At 56.9% G+C, this 22,204-nt stretch carries 20 protein-coding genes and 1 other annotated feature; of the genes, 11 read left to right on the forward strand and 9 right to left on the reverse strand.

Annotation, left to right across the window (positions count from 1 at the left end):
* Positions 1-8: 8 nt before the first annotated feature.
* Entirely contained in the window at positions 9-536 is a 528-nt protein-coding gene (gene priC, locus ACOTZP_RS07765; protein WP_058646028.1) for a primosomal replication protein N'', read from the reverse strand.
* A 50-nt stretch (positions 537-586) separates the two neighbouring features.
* On the opposite strand from priC, the gene ACOTZP_RS07770 reads away from it, so the two are divergent.
* The 9 genes from ACOTZP_RS07770 to ACOTZP_RS07810 all read left to right on the forward strand — a co-directional run bounded on the left by ACOTZP_RS07770 (position 587) and on the right by ACOTZP_RS07810 (position 9,988).
* Entirely contained in the window at positions 587-964 is a 378-nt protein-coding gene (locus ACOTZP_RS07770; RefSeq protein ID WP_023299466.1) for a DUF454 family protein, read from the forward strand.
* A 151-nt stretch (positions 965-1,115) separates the two neighbouring features.
* Complete coding sequence (gene apt / locus ACOTZP_RS07775; RefSeq protein ID WP_000127359.1) at positions 1,116-1,667, forward strand: adenine phosphoribosyltransferase; 552 nt, start codon at positions 1,116-1,118, stop codon at positions 1,665-1,667.
* 88 nt (positions 1,668-1,755) lie between these two features.
* The gene (gene dnaX / locus ACOTZP_RS07780) at positions 1,756-3,684 is read left to right on the forward strand and encodes a DNA polymerase III subunit gamma/tau (RefSeq protein WP_023299467.1); all 1,929 of its coding nucleotides are present in this window, start codon (positions 1,756-1,758) and stop codon (positions 3,682-3,684) included.
* Positions 3,014-3,078: a sequence feature (DnaX frameshifting element), on the forward strand. It overlaps the preceding gene by 65 nt.
* 53 nt (positions 3,685-3,737) lie before the next feature.
* Entirely contained in the window at positions 3,738-4,070 is a 333-nt protein-coding gene (locus ACOTZP_RS07785) for a YbaB/EbfC family nucleoid-associated protein (RefSeq protein WP_003858972.1), read from the forward strand.
* Entirely contained in the window at positions 4,070-4,675 is a 606-nt protein-coding gene (recR, locus tag ACOTZP_RS07790) for a recombination mediator RecR (RefSeq protein ID WP_006809843.1), read from the forward strand. The genes ACOTZP_RS07785 and recR overlap by 1 nt, the downstream gene beginning before the upstream one ends.
* 110 nt (positions 4,676-4,785) lie before the next feature.
* The gene (gene htpG / locus ACOTZP_RS07795) at positions 4,786-6,660 is read left to right on the forward strand and encodes a molecular chaperone HtpG (RefSeq protein WP_015571245.1); all 1,875 of its coding nucleotides are present in this window, start codon (positions 4,786-4,788) and stop codon (positions 6,658-6,660) included.
* A 229-nt stretch (positions 6,661-6,889) separates the two neighbouring features.
* Positions 6,890-7,534, forward strand: a complete 645-nt coding sequence (gene adk, locus ACOTZP_RS07800; protein ID WP_022647279.1) for an adenylate kinase — start codon at positions 6,890-6,892, stop codon at positions 7,532-7,534.
* 124 nt (positions 7,535-7,658) lie between these two features.
* Entirely contained in the window at positions 7,659-8,621 is a 963-nt protein-coding gene (hemH, locus tag ACOTZP_RS07805) for a ferrochelatase (RefSeq protein WP_017383216.1), read from the forward strand.
* Positions 8,622-8,683: 62 nt separating this feature from the next.
* Positions 8,684-9,988: an inosine/guanosine kinase gene (locus ACOTZP_RS07810; RefSeq protein WP_271074464.1), complete on the forward strand. Its 1,305-nt coding sequence runs from the start codon at positions 8,684-8,686 to the stop codon at positions 9,986-9,988.
* A gap of 106 nt (positions 9,989-10,094) precedes the next feature.
* Here ACOTZP_RS07810 and ybaL read toward each other — a convergent pair whose 3' ends face one another.
* Together ybaL and ACOTZP_RS07820 are read right to left on the reverse strand one after the other, a co-directional pair.
* The gene (ybaL, locus tag ACOTZP_RS07815; protein ID WP_022647281.1) at positions 10,095-11,771 is read right to left on the reverse strand and encodes a YbaL family putative K(+) efflux transporter; all 1,677 of its coding nucleotides are present in this window, start codon (positions 11,769-11,771) and stop codon (positions 10,095-10,097) included.
* A gap of 232 nt (positions 11,772-12,003) precedes the next feature.
* Entirely contained in the window at positions 12,004-13,224 is a 1,221-nt protein-coding gene (locus tag ACOTZP_RS07820) for an MFS transporter (RefSeq protein ID WP_022647282.1), read from the reverse strand.
* A 164-nt stretch (positions 13,225-13,388) separates the two neighbouring features.
* On the opposite strand from ACOTZP_RS07820, the gene ushA reads away from it, so the two are divergent.
* Complete coding sequence (gene ushA / locus ACOTZP_RS07825; protein WP_023305601.1) at positions 13,389-15,041, forward strand: bifunctional UDP-sugar hydrolase/5'-nucleotidase UshA; 1,653 nt, start codon at positions 13,389-13,391, stop codon at positions 15,039-15,041.
* A 121-nt stretch (positions 15,042-15,162) separates the two neighbouring features.
* Here the strand turns inward: ushA and ybaK are convergent, their stop codons facing one another.
* The 3 genes from ybaK to copA all read right to left on the reverse strand — a co-directional run bounded on the left by ybaK (position 15,163) and on the right by copA (position 19,237).
* The gene (gene ybaK / locus ACOTZP_RS07830; protein WP_010428207.1) at positions 15,163-15,642 is read right to left on the reverse strand and encodes a Cys-tRNA(Pro)/Cys-tRNA(Cys) deacylase YbaK; all 480 of its coding nucleotides are present in this window, start codon (positions 15,640-15,642) and stop codon (positions 15,163-15,165) included.
* A 198-nt stretch (positions 15,643-15,840) separates the two neighbouring features.
* Entirely contained in the window at positions 15,841-16,635 is a 795-nt protein-coding gene (locus ACOTZP_RS07835) for a TraB/GumN family protein (protein ID WP_421633682.1), read from the reverse strand.
* Positions 16,636-16,738: 103 nt separating this feature from the next.
* A complete protein-coding gene (copA, locus tag ACOTZP_RS07840; protein ID WP_032624730.1) occupies positions 16,739-19,237 on the reverse strand; it encodes a copper-exporting P-type ATPase CopA in 2,499 nt (832 codons plus the stop codon).
* 108 nt (positions 19,238-19,345) lie between these two features.
* Between copA and cueR the strand changes: the two genes are divergently transcribed.
* Positions 19,346-19,756: a Cu(I)-responsive transcriptional regulator gene (gene cueR / locus ACOTZP_RS07845; protein ID WP_017383222.1), complete on the forward strand. Its 411-nt coding sequence runs from the start codon at positions 19,346-19,348 to the stop codon at positions 19,754-19,756.
* Here cueR and ACOTZP_RS07850 read toward each other — a convergent pair.
* The 3 genes from ACOTZP_RS07850 to ACOTZP_RS07860 all read right to left on the reverse strand — a co-directional run bounded on the left by ACOTZP_RS07850 (position 19,753) and on the right by ACOTZP_RS07860 (position 22,125).
* Positions 19,753-20,205, reverse strand: a complete 453-nt coding sequence (locus ACOTZP_RS07850) for an NfeD family protein (RefSeq protein WP_032624729.1) — start codon at positions 20,203-20,205, stop codon at positions 19,753-19,755. The two genes, cueR and ACOTZP_RS07850, sit on opposite strands and share 4 nt — an antisense overlap.
* Positions 20,202-21,116, reverse strand: coding sequence for an SPFH domain-containing protein (locus tag ACOTZP_RS07855; RefSeq protein ID WP_003858941.1), 915 nt, complete (start codon positions 21,114-21,116; stop codon positions 20,202-20,204). Before ACOTZP_RS07855 ends, ACOTZP_RS07850 begins: the two co-directional genes overlap by 4 nt.
* 154 nt (positions 21,117-21,270) lie before the next feature.
* A complete protein-coding gene (locus ACOTZP_RS07860) occupies positions 21,271-22,125 on the reverse strand; it encodes a hypothetical protein (RefSeq protein WP_271074465.1) in 855 nt (284 codons plus the stop codon).
* Positions 22,126-22,204: the final 79 nt, after the last annotated feature.

Here is a 22,204-nt window from a genome sequence, read left to right on the forward strand (position 1 = left end):
GGCTCCTTTTAACGGGTCAGGCGTTCAATGACGCGTTCAATCTCATCCAGCGCCTGACGGCAGCGGACGATGCGGCCTTCCAGCGCGCTGATTTCACGCATTAATAACTGCTGCTGTTGCAGCGTTTCGCTGGTGGTCAGGCGGGCTTCGCGCTCACACTTCATCTCAAACAGACGCCGCTCAAACTCCTGGTTCTCCAGCCGCTTGCGCTGCCATTTTCCGAGCCCAGGCGAGGCGCTGTCCCACGCCCGTAGCGGCCAGGCGGCGATTTCGCGGTGCAGGGCGGTGATCTGCTCGGTAAGATGCTCCGCAAGCCACACCACCTGTTCCTGCTGTTCACTCTCAACCGCGTGGCGAAGCTCGTCGAGGTTGGTCTGCATTTCAGCAAGGTAATCCTGAATGACGGTACTGCGGGTGCGGAAGAGCTGCCGGTCAAAGCGCGGTTTCAGCGTAGCATGTCCCATCAGCGGTGTGGCCTGCGCCCGCAGCGCGATCAGCTGATTTTGCAGCCTCTCAAGAAGCAGTGCTGTTTTCAATGCGCTCTCCAGTGGTAAAGTAGCCGTTCAGTTTGATAACGATTCGCATTATGCAGCGTACTATTTTAATCATCATTGGCTGGCTCGCGGTAGTGCTGGGTACGCTGGGCATCGTATTGCCCCTGCTGCCGACCACCCCGTTCATCCTGTTGGCCGCCTGGTGCTTCGCCCGCTCGTCGCCGCGTTTTCACCACTGGCTCCTGTACCGTTCGTGGTTTGGCGGCTACCTGCGGCACTGGCAAAAACACCGGGCCATGCCGCCCGGGGCCAAGCCGCGCGCCATTGCCTTCATCCTGATCACCTTCGCCGTCTCGTTATGGCTGGTGAAAATGATGTGGGTGCGCATTCTGCTGCTGGCGATCCTGGTCTGCCTGCTGATCTTCATGTGGCGGATCCCCGTGGTTGATGAAAAGCAACAAAAGCACTGAAGCCTCATCATGGCGGTTGCAATTATGGCGCACAGCCAGTAAATTCGACCGTTTTCGAGCACAGGTGCGCCTGGTCAAAGGTTAAACAACTGTTACTTTGACCGACTCGTCGCGCGCCGTGAGTAACACTGTTTCATTTAGGCACAAACCGATGACCGCAACTGCACAGCAGCTTGAATATCTGAAAAATAGCATCAAAAGTATCCAGGATTATCCAAAGCCTGGCATTCTTTTCCGTGATGTCACCAGCTTGCTGGAAGACCCGAAAGCGTACGCCCTCAGCATTGAACTGCTGGTTGAGCGTTATAAAAACGCCGGGATCACCAAAGTAGTAGGTACCGAAGCCCGTGGCTTCCTGTTCGGCGCACCGGTTGCGCTGGCGATGGGCGTGGGTTTTGTGCCGGTGCGTAAGCCGCGCAAACTGCCGCGTGAAACCATTGCTGAGAGCTATGAGCTGGAATACGGCACCGATCAGCTGGAAATTCACGTTGATGCCATCAAGCCAGGCGACAAAGTGCTGGTGGTGGACGATCTGCTGGCAACCGGCGGCACCATCGAAGCGACCGTGAAGCTGATCCGCCGTCTGGGCGGGGAAGTGACCGACGCGGCATTCATCATCAACCTGTTCGATCTTGGCGGCGAGCAGCGCCTGGAAAAACAGGGTATTACCAGCTACAGCCTGGTGCCTTTCCCGGGACATTAATCCCGTATCTCACAACCTCGCTCAATGGGTGAGGTTGTGATAGCATTCCCCTCCATTAATTCACCTTCCAGCGTTGCAGAGCCTGCCCATGAGTTATCAGGTGTTAGCCCGTAAATGGCGACCACAAACCTTTGCTGACGTTGTCGGTCAGGAACATGTGCTGACGGCCCTGGCGAACGGCTTGTCGCTAGGTCGCATCCATCACGCCTATCTTTTCTCCGGCACCCGCGGCGTCGGTAAAACCTCTATTGCCCGTCTGCTGGCAAAAGGTCTGAACTGCGAAACCGGGATCACCGCCACCCCGTGCGGCGTATGTGACAACTGCCGGGAGATCGAGCAGGGGCGTTTTGTCGATCTGATCGAGATCGACGCCGCCTCGCGCACCAAGGTGGAAGACACCCGCGATCTGCTCGACAACGTGCAGTACGCCCCGGCGCGCGGCCGCTTCAAGGTCTATCTGATCGATGAAGTACACATGCTGTCGCGCCACAGCTTCAACGCCCTGCTGAAAACGCTGGAAGAGCCGCCTGCGCATGTCAAATTCCTGCTGGCGACCACCGATCCGCAAAAGCTGCCGGTCACGATCCTGTCGCGCTGCCTGCAATTCCATCTGAAGGCGCTGGACGTTGAGCAGATCCGCGCACAGCTTGAACACATTCTTGATGAAGAGAAGATCGTTCACGAGCCGCGCGCCCTGCAGCTGCTGGCCCGCGCGGCGGACGGCAGCCTGCGTGATGCGCTGAGCCTGACTGACCAGGCAATTGCCAGCGGTGACGGTAAGCTTTCCACTGACGCGGTCAGCACCATGCTCGGCACGCTGGATGACGATCAGGCGCTGTCGCTTATCGAAGCGATGATTGCCGCCAACGGTGAGCGGGTAATGACCCTCGTCAACGATGCCGCCGCCCGTGGCATTGAATGGGAAGCGCTGCTGGTCGAGATGCTCAGCCTGCTGCATCGCGTGGCGATGCTGCAATTGTCTCCGTCGGCCATTGGCGCGGACATGGCGACCATTGAACAGCGGATGCGTGAACTTGCGCGCACCGTGCCGCCGGCTGATGTTCAGCTTTATTATCAGACGCTGCTGATTGGCCGCAAAGAGCTGCCGTTTGCACCGGATCGCCGGATGGGCGTTGAAATGACGCTGCTGCGCGCGCTGGCCTTCCATCCGCGCAAGCCATTGCCGGAGCCGGAAACGCCCCGGCAGTCCTTTGCGCCGGTTGCGCCGACCGCGGTAATGTCACCGCAGCAGGTGCCACCGCAACCGGCATCGCCGCCGCCGCAGAACGTGCCGCTGTCAGATGCCACCAGTTCGGTGCTTGCCGCACGAAGCCAGTTGCAACGTGCGCAGGGAGCAACCAAACCAAAAAAGAGTGAACCGGCAGCGCCTGCAAGAGCGCGGCCGGTGAACAACGCCGCGCTTGAACGACTGGCCTCGGTAACGGAGCGCGTGCAGTCGCGTCCGGCACCGTCCGCGCTCGAGCAAAAAGCCCCGGCGAAAGAAGAGGCATACCGCTGGAAGGCGACTACCGTTGTTGAAACGGTCAAGGAAGTGGTCGCCACGCCAAAAGCGCTGAAAAAGGCGCTTGAGCATGAAAAAACGCCGGAGCTGTCCGCGAAGCTCGCGGAAGAGTCCATCGAGCGCGACGCCTGGGCCGCTGAGGTCAGCAAACTTCAGCTGCCGAAGCTGGTGGAGCAGGTCGCGCTGAATGCCTGGAAAGAGCAGGAAGGCAATCAGGTGCGTCTGCACCTGCGCCCTGGCCAGCGGCACCTCAACTCCCCTGGCGCGCAAAAGGCGCTGGCCGAGGCGCTTACCGCCTTACAGGGTGTGCCGGTTGAATTGACTATCATTGAAGATGATAATCCGGCGGTGAAAACGCCGCTCGAGTGGCGACAGGCGATTTATGAAGAGAAGCTCGCGCAGGCGCGCGAGTCGATTATCGCGGATAACAACATCCAGACCCTGCGCCGGTTCTTCGACGCCGATCTGGATGAAGAGAGTATTCGCCCCCTTTGATCGTGAGTCTGACTTACGGTTGTAATCCTTAACGTGAAAGAAGAGAGAAGCCTATGTTTGGTGGAAAAGGCGGTCTGGGTGGCCTGATGAAGCAGGCGCAGCAGATGCAGGAAAAAATGCAGAAGATGCAGGAAGAGATCGCTCAGCTGGAAGTCACGGGTGAATCGGGTGCCGGTCTGGTCAAGGTGACCATCAACGGTGCGCACAACTGCCGTCGCGTTGAAATCGACCCGAGCCTGCTCGAAGACGACAAAGAGATGCTGGAAGATCTGGTTGCAGCCGCGTTTAACGATGCCGCTCGCCGTATCGACGAAACCCAGAAAGAGAAAATGGCCTCTGTTTCCAGCGGTATGCAACTGCCGCCGGGCTTTAAGATGCCATTCTGATGCAAACCAGTCCGCTGCTCACGCAGTTAATGGAAGCACTGCGCTGCCTGCCGGGCGTTGGCCCGAAGTCGGCGCAGCGTATGGCGTTTACGCTATTGCAGCGCGACCGCAGCGGCGGGATGCGCCTGGCGCAGGCTCTGACCCGCGCCATGTCAGAAATTGGTCACTGTGCGGATTGCCGGACCTTTACCGAGCAGGACGTCTGTAACATCTGCACGAACCCGCGTCGTCAGGAAAACGGTCAGATTTGCGTGGTGGAGAGTCCGGCGGACATCTACGCCATCGAACAAACCGGGCAGTTTTCCGGCCGCTATTTCGTGCTGATGGGGCATCTCTCCCCGCTGGACGGCATCGGTCCGGATGATATCGGTCTCGATCGTCTTGAACAGCGTCTTGAGTCCGAGACAATCAAAGAGGTGATCCTCGCCACCAACCCGACGGTGGAAGGGGAGGCAACCGCCAACTACATCGCCGAGCTGTGCGCGCAGTACGGCGTTGACGCCAGCCGCATTGCCCACGGCGTGCCGGTCGGCGGTGAGCTGGAGATGGTCGACGGCACCACGCTGTCGCACTCGCTGGCCGGACGACACAAGATTATTTTCTGACCAAACGGAGGCTGCGTGCGCGGCCTCCGCTTGAAAATTCCCCCCCTTATCCCCATCTCTCACTCAACGTTTTACAACCCCATTAAATGGCATTGTTGAGGTCGACTTAGATGAAAGGACAAGAAACCCGTGGTTTCCAGTCAGAAGTAAAACAGCTTCTGCACCTGATGATCCATTCCCTGTATTCCAACAAAGAAATCTTCCTGCGTGAGCTGATTTCCAACGCCTCCGATGCGGCGGACAAGTTGCGCTTCCGCGCGCTGTCCAACCCGGATCTGTACGAAGGCGATGGCGAACTGCGCGTGCGCGTCTCTTTTAATAAAGAGAACCGCACCCTGACGATTGCCGATAATGGCATCGGGATGAACCGCGACGAGGTGATCGACCATCTCGGCACCATCGCTAAATCCGGCACCAAAGCGTTCCTCGAGTCCATGGGCTCTGACCAGGCGAAAGACAGCCAGCTGATCGGTCAGTTCGGCGTAGGCTTCTACTCGGCATTCATCGTGGCGGATAAAGTCACCGTGCGCACCCGCGCCGCGGGCGACAGCGCCGAAAACGGCGTGCTGTGGGAATCCAAAGGGGAAGGCGAATACACCGTTGATGATATCACCAAAGCGGATCGCGGCACCGAAATCACTCTGCACCTGCGCGAAGGCGAAGACGATTTCCTGAACGACTGGCGCGTACGCTCCATCATCAGCAAATATTCTGACCACATCGCGCTGCCGGTTGAGATTGAAAAACAGGAAGAGAAAGACGGCGAAACCGTGGTTTCCTGGGAGAAAATCAACAAGGCGCAGGCGCTGTGGACGCGCAACAAAGCTGAAATTAAAGACGACGAGTACAACGAGTTTTACAAGCACATCGCCCACGACTTTACCGACCCGCTGACCTGGAGCCACAACCGTGTGGAAGGGAAGCAGGAGTACACCAGCCTGCTGTACATTCCGGCGCAGGCGCCGTGGGACATGTGGAACCGCGATCACAAGCACGGCCTGAAGCTGTACGTGCAGCGCGTCTTCATCATGGACGACGCCGAGCAGTTCATGCCGAACTACCTGCGCTTTGTGCGTGGCCTGATAGATTCCAACGATCTGCCGCTGAACGTCTCCCGTGAAATTCTCCAGGACAGCACCGTCACCCGTAACCTGCGTAACGCCCTGACCAAGCGAGCGTTGCAGATGCTGGAAAAACTGGCGAAAGACGATGCGGAAAAATACCAGACCTTCTGGAAACAGTTCGGCCTGGTGCTGAAAGAAGGCCCGGCGGAAGACACCGCGAACGTGGAAGCTATCGCTAAACTGCTGCGCTTCGCCTCTACGCACAACGACTCCTCCGCCCAGACCGTATCGCTGGAAGAGTACGTCTCCCGCATGAAAGAAGGGCAGGAGAAGATCTACTACATCACCGCCGACAGCTATGCGGCAGCGAAGAGCAGCCCGCATCTGGAGCTGCTGCGTAAGAAAGGCATCGAAGTGCTGCTGCTGTCTGACCGCATCGACGAGTGGATGATGAACTACCTGACCGAGTTCGACGGTAAATCCTTCCAGTCCGTTGCTAAAGCCGACGAGTCTATCGATAAGCTGGCGGATGAAGTGGACGACAGCGCGAAGGAAGCCGAGAAGGCGCTGGAGCCGTTCGTTGAGCGCGTGAAAACCCTGCTGGGCGACCGCGTGAAAGAGGTGCGCTTCACGCACCGTCTGACCGATACGCCAGCCATTGTCACCACCGATGCGGACGAAATGAGCACCCAGATGGCGAAACTGTTCGCGGCGGCGGGCCAGGCCGTGCCGGAAGTGAAATATATCTTTGAGCTTAATCCGGATCATCCGCTGGTGAAACGCGCGGCGGATACCCAGGACGACGCCCGCTTTGCGGAGTGGGTTGAACTGCTGCTGGATCAGTCCCTGCTGGCCGAGCGCGGCACCCTGGAAGATCCTAACCTGTTCATTAAACGTGTGAATGCGCTGCTGCTGGCGTAATACAAAACCTACCCCTCACCCTGGCCCTCTCCCCAAAGGGGAGAGGGTTTAATCGTCCCCTCTCCCCTTTGGGGAGAGGGTTAGGGTGAGGGGGCATTCTCGCACTAACCCAAATAATCTCCCCCCGTTAACCGTTTCAGCCTCCCCGCCTTCCTTGAGCGATACCCGTTCTGGTGGTATTGTTTAGCGCTTTTGAAAAATTGAATCGACATTTGAGGGGATTTTCGCAATGCGTATTATTCTGCTTGGCGCTCCGGGCGCGGGTAAGGGAACTCAGGCTCAGTTCATCATGGAGAAATACGGTATTCCGCAAATCTCTACTGGTGACATGCTGCGTGCCGCTGTTAAATCTGGCTCCGAGCTGGGCAAACAAGCTAAAGACATCATGGACGCAGGCAAGCTGGTGACCGACGAACTGGTTATCGCGCTGGTAAAAGAGCGCATTGCTCAGGAAGACTGCCGCAATGGTTTCCTGCTGGACGGCTTCCCGCGCACCATTCCTCAGGCTGACGCCATGAAAGAAGCGGGCATCAACGTGGATTACGTGCTGGAGTTCGATGTACCGGACGAACTGATCGTTGACCGTATCGTTGGCCGTCGCGTGCACGCTGCCTCTGGCCGCGTTTACCACATCAAATTCAACCCACCTAAGGTTGAAGGCAAAGACGACGTGACCGGCGAAGAGCTGACCACCCGTAAAGACGACCAGGAAGAAACCGTGCGTAAACGCCTGGTGGAATACCATCAGATGACCGCACCGCTGATCGGCTACTACTCCAAAGAGGCGCAGGCGGGTAACACCAAATACGCGAAAGTTGACGGCACCAAAGCCGTGGCTGACGTACGTGCAGAGCTGGAAAAAATCCTCGGCTAAGCGCACCTCTCTCACCCGGAGCCCCGGGTGAGAAAAATTCTCATCTTACCTATTACAGCAATGGGTTTCGTTTAAACGCATTTCCGCTACAATTGACAGCCTATCAAATGGTTAAGAGGCGTGAATGAGTCAGGCGAAAACCGGCATCCTGCTTGCCAATCTGGGCACCCCAGAAGCACCTACTCCAGCGGCGGTAAAACGCTACCTGCGACAATTTTTAAGCGACACGCGCGTCGTGGATACCCCAAGACTGCTGTGGTGGCCACTGCTGCGTGGTGTCATTCTGCCGATTCGTTCTCCGCGTGTAGCAAAGCTCTATCAGTCCGTGTGGATGGAAGAAGGCTCGCCGCTGATGGTCTACAGCCGTCGTCAGGAGAAGGCGCTGGCCGCCCGTCTGCCGGACATGCCCGTTGCGCTCGGTATGAGCTACGGTAAGCCATCCCTGGAAAGCGCCGTCGACTCTCTTCTGGCGCAGGGCGTTGAACACATTGTGGTGCTGGCCCTTTATCCGCAGTATTCGTGCTCCACGGTGGCTGCCGTCTGGGACGAACTGGCACGCATTCTGGCGACCCGCCGCCGTATACCGGGCATCACCTTTATCCGCGACTACGCCGATAACGAGCTGTACATTCAGGCGCTTGCCAGCAGCGCGCGCGCGTCGTTTGAAAAACACGGCGAGCCGGATCTGCTGCTGCTCTCCTATCACGGTATTCCGCAGCGTTTCGCGAACGAAGGGGACGATTACCCCCAGCGTTGCCGCGATACCACCCGTGAACTGGTCTCCGCCCTCGGCCTGCCGCCTGAGAAGGTGATGATGACCTTCCAGTCGCGCTTCGGCCGTGAACCGTGGTTGACCCCGTATACTGATGAAACGCTAAAAATGCTGGGCGAGAAGGGCGTGAAGCACATTCAGGTTATGTCGCCGGGCTTCTCGGCGGATTGTCTGGAAACGCTGGAAGAGATTGCCGTCCAGAACAAAGAGTTCTTCATGGAGGCCGGCGGAACGAAATACGAATACATTCCTGCGCTTAACGACTCCCCTGAACACATCGATATGATGGTGTCACTGGTCACCACCCGCCGCTGATCGCGTTACGGGCCGGGTTTGTGCTACCATTCCCGGCCCGTATTCTTTGCACAGTTCAGACCATGAAATTTCCCGGTAAACGTAAGTCCAAACACTATTTCCCCGTCGATGCCCGCGATCCGCTGTTACAGCAAATTCAGCAGGAAAGCGAAACCAGCGCTGCCTGGGTGGTCGGTATCGATCAGACGCTGGTGGACATTGAAGCCAAAGTGGATGATGCGTTTGTCGCACGTTACGGTCTGAGCGCCGGGCACTCGCTGGTGATTGAGGATGACCTTGCCGAAGCGCTGTATCAGGAACTGATGCGCGAAAATCTTATCACCCACCAGTTTGCTGGCGGCACCATCGGTAACACCATGCACAACTACTCCGTTCTGGCAGACGACCGCTCGGTACTGCTTGGCGTGATGTGCAGCAATATCGAAATCGGTGGCTACGCCTACCGCTACCTGTGCAATACCTCCAGCCGCACCGATCTGAACTATTTGCAGGGCGTTGACGGGCCGATTGGTCGTTGCTTTACGCTGATAAGCGATTCCGGCGAGCGTACCTTTGCCATCAGCCCCGGCCATATGAACAAGCTACGCGCTGAAAGTATCCCGGAAGAGGTGATCGCGGGCGCGTCTGCGCTGGTGTTGACGTCTTATCTGGTGCGCTGCAAGCCGGGCGAACCAATGCCGGACGCAACCATGAAGGCAATTGAGTATGCGAAGAAATACAACGTGCCTGTGGTTCTGACGCTGGGCACCAAATTCGTGATTGCCGACAACCCGGAGTGGTGGCAGGCCTTCCTGAAAGAACACGTCTCGATTCTGGCGATGAATGAAGAAGAAGCCGAAGCGCTGACCGGCGAAAGCGATCCGCTGCTGGCGTCTGATAAGGCGCTGGACTGGGTGGATCTGGTGCTCTGCACCGCCGGGCCGGTCGGGCTGTACATGGCGGGCTTCACGGAAGAAGAGAGCAAGCGGAAAACCCAGCACCCGCTGCTGCCGGGCGCTATCGCCGAATTTAACCAGTACGAGTTCAGCCGCGCCATGCGTCATAAAGACTGCATCAACCCGCTGCGTATCTTCTCCCACATTGCACCGTATATGGGTGGCCCCGAGAAGATCATGAACACCAACGGCGCGGGCGACGGCGCGCTGGCCGCGCTGCTGCACGACATCACCGCTAACGCCTACCACAAAACCAATGTGCCGAATTCCAGCAAACACACCTTCAACTGGCTGACCTATTCCTCGCTGGCGCAGGTGTGCAAGTACGCGAACCGCGTGAGTTATCAGGTGCTGAACCAGCATTCACCGCGCTTAACGCGTGGGCTGCCGGAACGGGAAGACAGCCTCGAAGAGGCGTATTGGGACAGGTAAAAGAAGACCCCTCACCCTGGCCCTCTCCCCAAAGGTGAGAGGGAACTTGAACACCCTCTCCCCTTTGGGGAGAGGGCTGGGGTGAGGGGACCAGGCCGCACAAAATTTACCCCGTCACCGCCTCTTCAACCGGCGGCTTCGTCAGCATTGTCAGCATCGTATTCGCAATCTCACGCTCACCCATCACCACCTGATTCGCGCCGCGCTCGGTAATGTACTCCACTTCGTCATCATAATGGGCGCGGGCTATGATTTCGATATGCGGGCATTTTTCACGGGCTGTGGCGACAATCTCGCCAGCCTCGTAACCGTTCGGGATAGTGAGCAGCAGCCAGCGAGCGCAGTCCAGATGCGCCAGATTCATAATCTCTTCGTTAGCAGCGTTGCCCAGCACCGCGCGGATGCCGCGCTCGCGAAGCTCGTCGACGCGAGTGCGTGACGTTTCAATCACTACAAGTGGAATGCCCTGAGCCATCAGTTTTTCACCCAGCAGGCTGCCGACGCGGCCAAAACCGACCAGCAGCGCGTGGTTGCAGATATCCACCGGGATCTGTTTCTCTTCTTCTGTCGCCTCTTCCAGCGTCAGCTCTTCGAGGGTTTCGGTCTTCTCGAGATATTTCTCCAGCAGGGCAAACAATACCGGGTTCAACATGATGGAGAGGATCGCCCCCGCCAGCACCAGATTTTGCCCAGCCTGTGGCAGCAGATTCAGGGCCATTCCCAGACCAGCCAGAATAAAGGCGAACTCGCCAATCTGCGCCAGGCTGGCGGCGATGGTCAGCGCCGTGCGCGGCGAGTGACCGAACATCCGCACCAGGAAGAAGGCGGCAACGGACTTACCAAAGATGATAATTGCCAGCGTACCCAGCACGGCCAGCGGCTGCTGGATGAGGATCATCGGGTCGAACAGCATCCCGACGGAGACAAAGAACAGCACCGCGAACGCATCACGTAGTGGCAGAGTATCGTGCGCGGCACGGTGGCTCAGCTCGGACTCGTTCAGCACCATCCCGGCGAAGAACGCGCCCAGCGCAAAGGAGACGTCAAACAGCTCGACAGCGCCAAAGGCAATGCCCAGCGCCAGCGCAAGGACCGAAAGCGTGAACAGTTCACGCGAGCCGGTGGCGGCGCTGCGGGACATGATCCACGGCACCAGACGGCGGCCCACCAGCATCATGATGGCAATAAACGCCACAACCTTACCGATGGTAATGCTCATATCCAGCGCCAGCGAAGCGAAGCCGATATTCTCTTTTTCCATCATCCCGGCGACGGCGGGCAGCAGTACCAGCGTCAACACCATCACCAGATCTTCAACTATCAGCCAGCCAATCGCGATTTGCCCGCGCTGGCTGTCTATCAGCTGCCTCTCTTCAAGCGCGCGCAGCAGCACCACGGTACTGGCGGTTGAAAGACACAGCCCAAATACGATACCGGTCATGATTGACCAGCCCAGCACCGCCGAAAGCGCCATGCCCAGCAGCGTCGCCACCCCTATCTGGGCGATCGCTCCCGGTATGGCGATCGACTTTACCGCCATCAGATCCTTCAGGGAAAAATGCAGTCCGACGCCAAACATCAGCAGGATAACGCCCAGTTCCGCCAGCTCCGGTGCAAGTTTGGTATCTGCGACAAAACCCGGCGTAAAGGGTCCTGCCAGCACGCCCGCTAACAAATAGCCTACCAGGGGCGAAATACGCAGTTTGTTGGCAATCATGCCGAGGATAAAAGCGAGCACAAGTCCACCAACAATGGTGGTGATAAGCGGTGTGGCGTGGTGCATTCCGTCTCCTTTCGCGATGGGTGATCCATTTTTGGTGCAAATACCAAAAAGCCGATTAATAGTTTATGACAATTTTTACGCTTATGTTTATGAATAATTGTTGAAATCACAATAAAAAGGCAATAAGCGCGAAAAAAGGCAGATTTTGATAAATTTGCTGAGGGGAGGGAGAGGAAAGCCTTATGGCATCAGGTTATCCGGCTGCCAAAGTTTAACTTTGGCAGCCATGAAGTTACGCTTTATGACGGTTGTCAGGCAGGAATATGGTCAACATCCCCAGAAGTGGCAGGAAAGCGCAGATTTTATAGACCAGGAAGATGCTGGTGTGGTCTGCAACCATCCCTAACACGGCGGCGCCAAGGCCGCCCATGCCAAAGGCAAAACCGAAAAAGAGACCGGAAACCATACCGATACGTCCCGGCAGCAGCTCCTGCGCATAGACCAGAATGGCTGAAAACGCCGACGCGAGAATAAAACCTATAATCACTGTCAATATTCCGGTCCATTCCAGCGTTGCGTACGGTAAAACAAGCGTAAACGGCGCAACGCCGAGGATAGAGCCCCAAATCACATATTTACGTCCGATTTTATCTCCCACAGGCCCGCCAATCACCGTGCCTGCCGCCACCGCAAACAGGAAGGCAAAGAGATGGAACTGGGCGTTTTGTACCGATAATCCGAATTTTTGCATCAGATAGAAGGTGTAATAGCTGCTAATGCTCGCCATATAGAAATATTTCGAGAAAATCAGCACCAGCAGCACGCTGACGGCAAGGATCACCTTATTACGCGGAAGGGGATTGGTTATCTTTGCGACAGGTTTTCCCTTATTTACGCGATGCTGCGCGGCATACCAGCGGCTGATTTGCGCCAGGACGACAATCGCCAGCAGCGCGGCCAGCACAAACCACGCCACGTTGCCTTTGCCGTAAGGCGCGATAATTACCGCCGCCAGCAGAGGACCGAGGGAGCTACCAAAATTCCCCCCCACCTGGAACAGAGACTGCGCCAGCCCGTGGCGTCCGCCGGAGGCCATACGCGCCACGCGGGACGATTCCGGATGGAACACCGATGAACCGGTTCCCACCAGCGCCGCGGCAACCAGTACCGCCTCAAAGCTGCCCGCCATGGCCAGCAGCACCAGCCCGCTCAGGGTGAAGCACATCCCAATGGGCAGCGACCATGGCATCGGGTATTTGTCCGTCCAGTAGCCCACCACCGGCTGTAGCAGCGAAGAGGCCAGCTGGAAGGTCAGGGTGATCATCCCGATCTGCACGAAGGTTAATGAGAACTCAGACTGCAACAGCGGGTAGATCGCCAGAATCAGCGACTGGATCATGTCGTTGAGCAGATGAGAGAGACTGATTGCGCCTAATACTTTGAAGGAAGTGCGCGATTTCGGCGGCGACGCCGGAACGCCCTGAACAGGCTGGGTTGATTCACTGATTGCCATAAATACCACGTCAATTTGTAATTAGAGATGCAGGGAGTAATTATTATCCGACTAACATACCCGTCCGTGACATTTGAAGAAAGTCGCAATTCTGAAAACTTATTTGTCTATTCTTGTGAGTCACTGTAATTTTTGCGTTTGTCTATGGGTCAGGGAGAGAGAAGATGAAGTTAATAAAGCGTGGCGTCGCGCTGGCGCTCATCGCCGCATGGGGGCTGACAAGCCTGCCCGCGCAGGCGTATGAAAAAGATAAAACCTATAAAATTACCATTCTGCATACTAACGATCATCACGGCCATTTCTGGCGCAGCGAATACGGTGAATATGGCCTGGCGGCGCAAAAAACGCTGGTGGACGGCATTCGTAAAGAGGTCTCGGCTCAGGGCGGCAGCGTGCTGTTGCTGTCGGGCGGGGATATTAATACCGGCGTACCGGAATCTGATTTGCAGGATGCCGAGCCTGATTTCCGCGGCATGAATTTAATTGGTTACGACGCGATGGCGGTCGGAAACCACGAGTTTGATAACCCGCTGAGCGTATTGCGCCAGCAGGAAAAGTGGTCCAAATTTCCGTTCCTTTCCGCCAATATTTATCAGAAAAGCACCGGCGAGCGCCTGTTTAAACCGTGGGCGCTGTTTAAGCGTCAGGATCTGAAGATCGCGGTCATCGGCTTAACCACCGACGATACGGCCAAAATTGGCAACCCTGAATTTTTCACCGACATCGAATTCCGTAAACCGGCGGACGAAGCGAAGCTGGTGATCCAGGAGTTGCAGCAGAATGAAAAACCGGATGTGATTATCGCTACCACCCACATGGGGCATTACGACAACGGTCAGCACGGCTCTAACGCGCCGGGCGACGTGGAGATGGCGCGCAGCCTTCCTGCGGGCTCGCTGGCGATGATTGTGGGCGGTCACTCACAGGATCCGGTCTGCATGGCTTCTGAGAATAAAAAGCAGGTAGATTATGTGCCCGGCACGCCGTGCGCGCCGGATCGTCAGAACGGGATCTGGATTGTACAGGCCCACGAGTGGGGTAAATACGTAGGCCGTGCGGATTTCGAATTCCGTAACGGCGAGATGAAGCTGGTGCACTATCAGCTCATCCCGGTCAACCTGAAGAAGAAAGTAACCTACCCGGACGGCAAAAGCGAGCGGGTACTCTACACGCCAGAGATCGCTGAAAACCAGCAGATGCTCTCCCTGCTGACGCCGTTCCAGAGCAAAGGGAAAGCGCAGTTGGACGTGAAGATTGGCACGCTTAACGGACGACTGGAAGGGGACCGCAGCAAAGTCCGCTTCGTACAAACCAACATGGGGCGTCTGGTGCTGGCCGCGCAGATGGCGCGCACGAATGCGGATTTCGGCGTGATGAGCGGCGGCGGTATTCGTGATTCCATCGAAGGCGGAAACATCACCTATAAAGACGTGCTCAAAGTGCAGCCGTTTGGCAACGTGGTGGTGTACGCGGACATGAGCGGGAAAGAGGTGATTGACTACCTGACCGCCGTGGCGCAGATGAAGCCGGACTCCGGAGCGTATCCGCAGTTTGCTAACGTCAGCTTCGTCGCGAAGGACGGTAAGCTCAACGATCTCAAAATCAAAGGCGAACCTGTTGATCCGGCGAAAACCTACCGCCTGGCAACGTTAAGCTTTAACGCCACCGGCGGCGACGGCTATCCGCATATCGATAACAAACCGGGCTATGTAAATACCGGGTTTATTGATGCGGAAGTGTTGAAGCAGTTTATCCAGCAAAATTCACCGATTGACGTGAACGCGTATGAGCCGAAGGGCGAGGTGAGCTGGCAGTAGTGTTGTGCGGCCTGATGCCCTCACCCCAAACCCTCTCCCACCGGGAGAGGGCGCGAACACAAAAAACGGTAACGCCTGTTACCGTTTTGCTTTTACCTCGCAGCGCCACCGGGCAATTTTCTCAATCCCTGCGCGCAATATCCGCAAATTTCGCGTCCAGCATTTTCGCCAGATCGCCTGCGGCCAGTTCGATATCCAGCCCGCGTTTGCCGCCAGAAATATAGATCGTCTCAAATTCCTGCGAAGGCGCATCGATCAGGGTCGGCAGACGCTTTTTCTGGCCGAGCGGGCTGATCCCGCCGACCAGATAACCCGTAGTGCGTTGCGCAACCATCGGGTCTGCCATATCGACCTTTTTCGCTCCCAGCGCTTTGGCCACTTTCTTCAGATCAAGCTGTCCGGCGACGGGCGTCACTGCCACGGCGAGGTGCTTCATATCGCCATTCACCGCGACCAGCAGCGTTTTGTAAACCTGGTCCGCGTTCAGCCCCAGCTTGCGCACCACTTCATCACCAAAGTTGGTTTCGTTCGGATCGTGATCGTAGGTGTGGATCCGGAAAGAAATTTTGTTTTTTTCGAGTAATTTAACGGCGGGAGTCATGGCTATCCTTCTTACGACAGACGGTTCATGCCAGCAGCATACGCCTGACGTTTGTCTAAAAAATAGCACCATCTTGCGCAATAGTATTGGCAGTGATGGTTACTTTGAGCGACAATCGGCGTAGCCGAAGGTCACTTCGGTATAATAAAAACGATGAAATTCCTCTTTGACGGGCCAATAGAAATATTGGCCATTTTTTTATTTCAGCAGCGACGGCAAATTCCCTTCTCCGTACAAATGCAACGCGCCAACCGCGACAACATAACGACCGGCAGGCAGGGCATACAGCGTCTCCCGCCACGCCTGGTTGCGCGCGTTCATCAGCACATCATACAACGATTCACTGAACGTCGACGGTAACGCCAGCTTACCGTCTGCGGGCGGCGCATCCAGCCACCAGCCAATCATCGTTTGCAGCAGACGCGCGTTGGTGTGCCAGTGGGTCAGGGTATCATCCAGCAGCATCTTGCCGTCATCAGGAAGCTGGCGAAGAAGCGCAATCTGGCTGTCCGTGCCTTCCAGTTCAATGACGGACAGGTTGCACGCCCTTGCCGCATTCAGCAGTTGATAATCGATACCGTAATCGCCGCGCAGCCCCAGGCGCTGCGCCTGGGTTGCCTGTAGCACCATGGCAATTTGCCACAGGGGCAGGGTGTCGAGCATTGAGAGCGAGACGCCGGACTCATCCGCAAGACGGGTAAGCTCAGCCAGCTGCGTCTCGTTAAGACGTTCAGCCAGGGGGCGGTCGCTTTCCAGCCCGGCAAACGGCGATTCATGGCCGGAGATGTCGGCTTCGACGATCAGCGCGTCGGCGCGCTTCAGTAGTTTAATCAGGCCGGAGGGCAGGGGGGACATATCCTGCGTGCCCATATGAATGCTTCCCACCATGTGCAGTTGCTGCCCACCCGGAAGCGAAATATCCATACCGGGCCAGGCATAACGGCGGGGAAAAAGGGCGCGAAACGATGTTTTTATACGATTAAACAGACCCATACGCGCTCCATAAACGGAAAGGTTCATGCTAGCGCGTGGGGAAGGGGGGCGCAATAGGCGAAAGCCGGGCGGCGCTGCGCTTACCCGGCCTGCTTCCGGGATTCTACGCTTTCGGTTTAAACCGCAGCAGACGGTTAGCGTTGCTCACCACGGTAATTGACGAGAGCGCCATCGCCGCACCCGCAACAACCGGGTTCAGCAGGGTACCGGTCAGCGGCCACAAAATCCCGGCGGCAATCGGAATGCCGAGCGAGTTATAGACGAAGGCCCCCAGCAGGTTCTGCTTCATGTTGCGCAACGTGGCTTTCGAAATCGCCAGCGCATCCGCCACACCCATCAGGCTGTGGCGCATCAGGGTGATTGCCGCGGTTTCAATGGCGACATCGCTCCCGCCGCCCATCGCAATACCTACGTCAGCCTGCGCCAGCGCCGGGGCGTCGTTGATGCCGTCGCCGACCATCGCCACCTGACGACCATCACGTTGCAATTTCCTGATGGCGTCCGCTTTGCCATCTGGCAGCACGCCGGCTATCACCTCATCAATCCCGGCTTCTCTGGCGATGGCGTTAGCGGTAGTCGGGTTATCACCGGTTAACATCACCAGGCGATAGCCCGCATGGTGCAGGCGTTGCAAGGCATCCACGCTGTCCTGGCGTAACGGATCGCGCACGGCCAGCAGCGCCGCCACATGACCATCTTTCGCCAGCAGAACCGGCGTCGCGCCCTGAGAGGCCTGCGCGTTCAGCTCAGCGTCCAGCACGGACGTATCAACACCGTGTTCAGTTAGCAGTGCCTGGTTACCCAGCAGCAGCGTATGGCCTTCTGCTTCACCGCTGACCCCTAAACCGCGCAGGGTGCGGAAGTTGCTTACCTGCGGCAGACGGGCATCACCGGCTTTCTCAAGGATGGCGCGCGCCAGCGGGTGACTGGAGCCTTGTTCCAGCGCGGCGGCCAGGCGCAGGGCATCCGTCTCCGTACAGCCAATGGTATTAACGGCCACTACCTGCGGTTTGCCCTCGGTGAGCGTGCCGGTTTTGTCAAAGACGAGGGTGTCCAGCGTGCTTGCCCGTTGCAGGGCGTCAGCATCACGGACCAGTACGCCAAATTCGGCGGCGCGTCCGACGCCAGAGATAATCGACATCGGCGTGGCCAGACCAAGGGCACAAGGGCAGGCGATGATCAGTACCGTGGTGGCGATCACCAGGGTGTAGACAATCTGCGGCGCCGGGCCGAAGAAATACCAGATTGCCGCGCTCAGCAGGGCAATACCGACCACCACTGGCACAAAAATGGCGGAGATTTTATCGGCAAGCTGACCAATTTCCGGCTTACTGCTCTGCGCCTGGCGGACCATCCGAATGATGCGTGACAGTGTGGTATGGCTGCCAACGGCGCTGGCGCGGAACAGCACGCTGCCGTCCTGTACCACCGTACCCGCATGCACCGCATCGCCCTGAGATTTCTGCTGGGGGATCGGCTCACCGGTCAGCATGGCTTCATCAAGCCAGGCATCGCCCTGGGTGATTTCACCGTCGACGGGCACGCGGTCACCGGTGGTGAGACGAAGCGTCATACCGGGTTGTACCTCTGAGAGCGGAACGCTTTTTTCCCCATCGTCGGTGACCACGCGGGCCGTCGGCGGGGTTAAATCGAGTAATCTCTCCAGCGCTTTCGACGAGCGCTGACGCGCGCGGGCTTCGAGCATATGGCCTAAGTTAATCAGACCTATAATCATCGCGCTCGCTTCATAATAGAGATGGCGCGCCTCCATCGGGAACCACTGCGGCCAGACGTTAACGCTCATCGAATACAGCCACGCCGCACCCGTCCCGAGCGCGACCAGCGTGTCCATCGTCGCGGTGCGGTTTTTCAGGCTCTTCCAGGCGCTGGTATAGAAATGTCCGCCTGCAAACACCATCACCGCAAGGGTAATCAGACCAATCACCAGCCACAGGGTGCGGTTGTCTGCGGTGACCATCATGTTGTCACCCATCATGCCCCACACCATCACCGGAATACCGACCAGCAGGGCGACGATCGCCTGCCAGCGGAAGCGCTTCATGGTGGCGACAGCCGTTTCCTGCTGGCGCTCGCGGCGCTCGGCATCATCTTCGATGGCCTCCGCCCCGTAGCCCGCTTTCTCCACGGCCTGCACTAAATCTGCGGCGGAGGCACTGCCCATCACCAGCGCAGTACGCTCCGCCAGGTTTACCCGTGCCTGTGCGACGCCCGGTACCGCCTGTAAGGCGTTTTGTACCCGGGAGACACAGCTGGCGCAGCTCATGCCGTTGATCAGCAGCTGTTGGCTGTCATCAATATCATCAGCTACCGGAAGCTCAGGAGTGGCCGCTGTCAGTGCTTCCGACGGGGATGATGACTCTGCCAGCGGTTTAGCCTTTGGGTGGCTTAACTCCGCCCCGTAACCGGCCTGTTTAATGGTATCAATCAGCGCGTCGGCGCTGGCGCTGCCGGTCACGGCGGCATGATCGATAGTCACCTCAGCGCTTTCCACATCAGGACGCTGCTCCAGGCTTTCTTTAACACGTTTGACACAGTGGCCGCAGGAGAGGCCGTCCAGTGTCAGGTCAATAGTGTGAGACATAACAAAACTCCCGTATAATGTTCTGGTCAATTGTTGACCTTCACTCTGCTTTTCGCTAACTGTTATGAAGGTTAAACCTTCCATCAAGGGGAAGGTCAAGGGGGAAATGTGAATATCAGCGATGTTGCGAAAAAAACCGGCTTAACCAGCAAAGCGATTCGCTTTTATGAGGAAAAAGGGCTGGTGACGCCACCGTTGCGCAGTGAGAACGGCTACCGCAGCTATACGCAGCTGCATCTTGATGAACTGACGTTACTGCGCCAGGCAAGACAGGTAGGATTTAACCTTGAAGAGTGCGGCGAGCTGGTTAACCTGTTTAACGATCCGAAACGCCACAGTGCCGACGTGAAAAAACGTACGCTGGAAAAAGTGGCGGAGATCGAACGCCATATCATCGAATTACAGGCGATGCGTGAGCAACTGCTACAGCTGGCAGAATCCTGCCCGGGAGATGACAGCGCCGAGTGCCCGATTATCGACAATCTTTCCGGCTGCTGCCACCGTAAAACCCACGCCTAACAGGCTTTAACCCGCAGGGTAATGCCTTCTACCGCAATGACCTCAACCCGCGTGCCGGCGCTGAGGTCATCATCGGCCACCACCGGCCATGAACTGTCCCCCACACGCACATGACCGCGTCCGTTGATCAGCGCGTTATCAAGCGTAAAACGTTTACCCACGATCTGCTGCCCACGCTGATTGAGATGCGCGTCGACCGGCTTCTGCGCCTTCACCCGTTTGTTCAGCCAGCGCCACCACAGCCAGGCGGCCAGCAGCGTCAGCACGGCAAACAGCGCGCCCTGCCACTCCCAGCCGACAGGCAGCAGCCAGACGACCAGCCCGGTAATCACAGCGGCAACACCGCTCCACAGCAGATAACCGTTGCCGCCAAGCATCTCGGCGGCCAGCAGCAAGCCGCCAAGGCTTAGCCAGAACGCATGAGGATGTGCAACGATGAGCTCAATCATTTTTTACGCTCGTTTCCGCCGTCTTTGATCAACTCGGCAATTCCGGCGATAGATCCCATCAGACTGCTGGCATCCAGCGGCATCATCACCACTTTGCTGTTGTTCGCAGAGCCGATCTCCTTCAGCGCATCGGTATATTTTTGCGCGACGAAGTAGTTCACAGCCTGGATATCCCCGGCGGCAATCGCCTCGGAAACCATTTGCGTCGCGCGGGCTTCCGCTTCTGCCGAGCGTTCACGCGCTTCTGCCTGGAGGAAGGCAGACTGACGGTCGCCCTCGGCTTTCAGGATCTGCGACTGTTTTTCCCCTTCCGCTTTCAGGATTTCGGCCTGACGCACCCCTTCGGCTTCAAGAATATAGGCGCGTTTGGTACGCTCGGCCTTCATCTGCGCATTCATGGAAGCAATCAGCTCTGCCGGTGGGCGCACGTCGCGGATCTCAATGCGGGTCACTTTGATCCCCCACGGATTGGTGGCTTCATCAACAATGTGCAGCAGGCGGGTATTAATGCTGTCGCGCTGGGAGAGCATTTCGTCCAGCTCCATCGAGCCAAGCACGGTACGGATGTTGGTCATCGTCAGGTTGACGATCGCCAGCTCCAGGTTGCTCACCTCATAGGCCGCTTTCGGCGCATCAATCACCTGAATAAAGCACACCGCATCGATGGTGACGTTGGCGTTATCCTTAGAGATGACTTCCTGGGAAGGAATATCCAGCACCTGCTCCATCATGTTGATTTTACGCCCAATTCTGTCCATGAAGGGGACGATCAGGCTTAAACCCGGCTGAAGGGTATTGGTGTAGCGACCGAAACGTTCGACGGTCCACTGGTAACCCTGCGGGACAATTTTGACGCCTGCGCCCACGATAACCAGCGCAACGAAAATAAGGACAGGAACAACGATGAGCATAAAAACCTCCTGTTTTGCATGCCGTAACGAGAAAAATTGCGTATTTGTTGAACGTAAGTATATCGGTTAACGGGCGGGATTTCGCCCCTGTAAAGAGGTGGGAACCGGACTGGTAAAATTAAAACGCCCCGCCAGGAGAGCGGGGCGCATAGCGTTACTCTTCAGACCAGGTATAGCTGAAGTCGGTGATAAACCCATCCCCGGCGTCAGCGATGGCTTTCGATAAGCCCTGATAGTATTTTTCCAGGCCGATGGCCTCTATCTGCTGGATCTGCTCGCGAACGGGCGCGCAGAACAGTACTGCATTGCCCGCTCCGACACGTTTGTTGTTCGGCGGCAGATCGCCGGTAATCCCCTTAAACCAGGTTCTGATCCCTTGCTTTAAGCTGTGCGGCGCTTTTGTAAGATCCTCCTGGCCTGTCAGCACCTGTAAGGTGGGGAACTCATTTGCATTGACGGCGGTTTTCATGCGTGCAAAGAACGCGGTAAAAAGCTCAAAAGAGCCGAGATCCGTGACGCGAGGCTTGGTGGTTTTTCCGTTTTTATTGCCCATTTTTCCGGCAGGGGCTGTAGGCGCCGGAACCACATTGACCTTATGCAGATCCAGACCAAACAGCAGATTGCAGTGCGCCCGGCGCTCTTTAAGCGGGTAGGACATTAGCACGTCAATAAACGCCGTCGCCTTCACATCGGCCAGGTCATGGTTAATCAGCCATTGCGAGCGGGCAAATTCCGCGGGGGAAACGAACCAGTCCGGCACCTCAGTAAAGCGTCTGGATTTACCCTTGCCGTCAAACTCGAGAAAGTAAGCCCCATCATCGAAAGCAAAATAGCAGTTTTTAAAGCTACCGATTGTGGTGTTAACGATGAGCGCCTTCTTAACAAAATCGACCACCTCTGCACCCATGACAAAACGCGTGAGTTCAGAAGAATTGATGACTTCCATTAATGTTTCCACATCTGGAACACCAGGCTTCAGGGAAGAGAACTCATAAAAGATATGTGTCATGTTGCTGACTTCCTGTAGTTATAGAGGTGACAATTACCGAACAAAAAGTTTAACACTTGCGATAGGTTAAGGCTATTCG

The sequence above is a fragment of the Enterobacter cloacae complex sp. SYL001 genome, assembly GCF_049237025.1.
GTDB classification, from domain to species: Bacteria; Pseudomonadota; Gammaproteobacteria; order Enterobacterales; family Enterobacteriaceae; genus Enterobacter; species Enterobacter intestinihominis.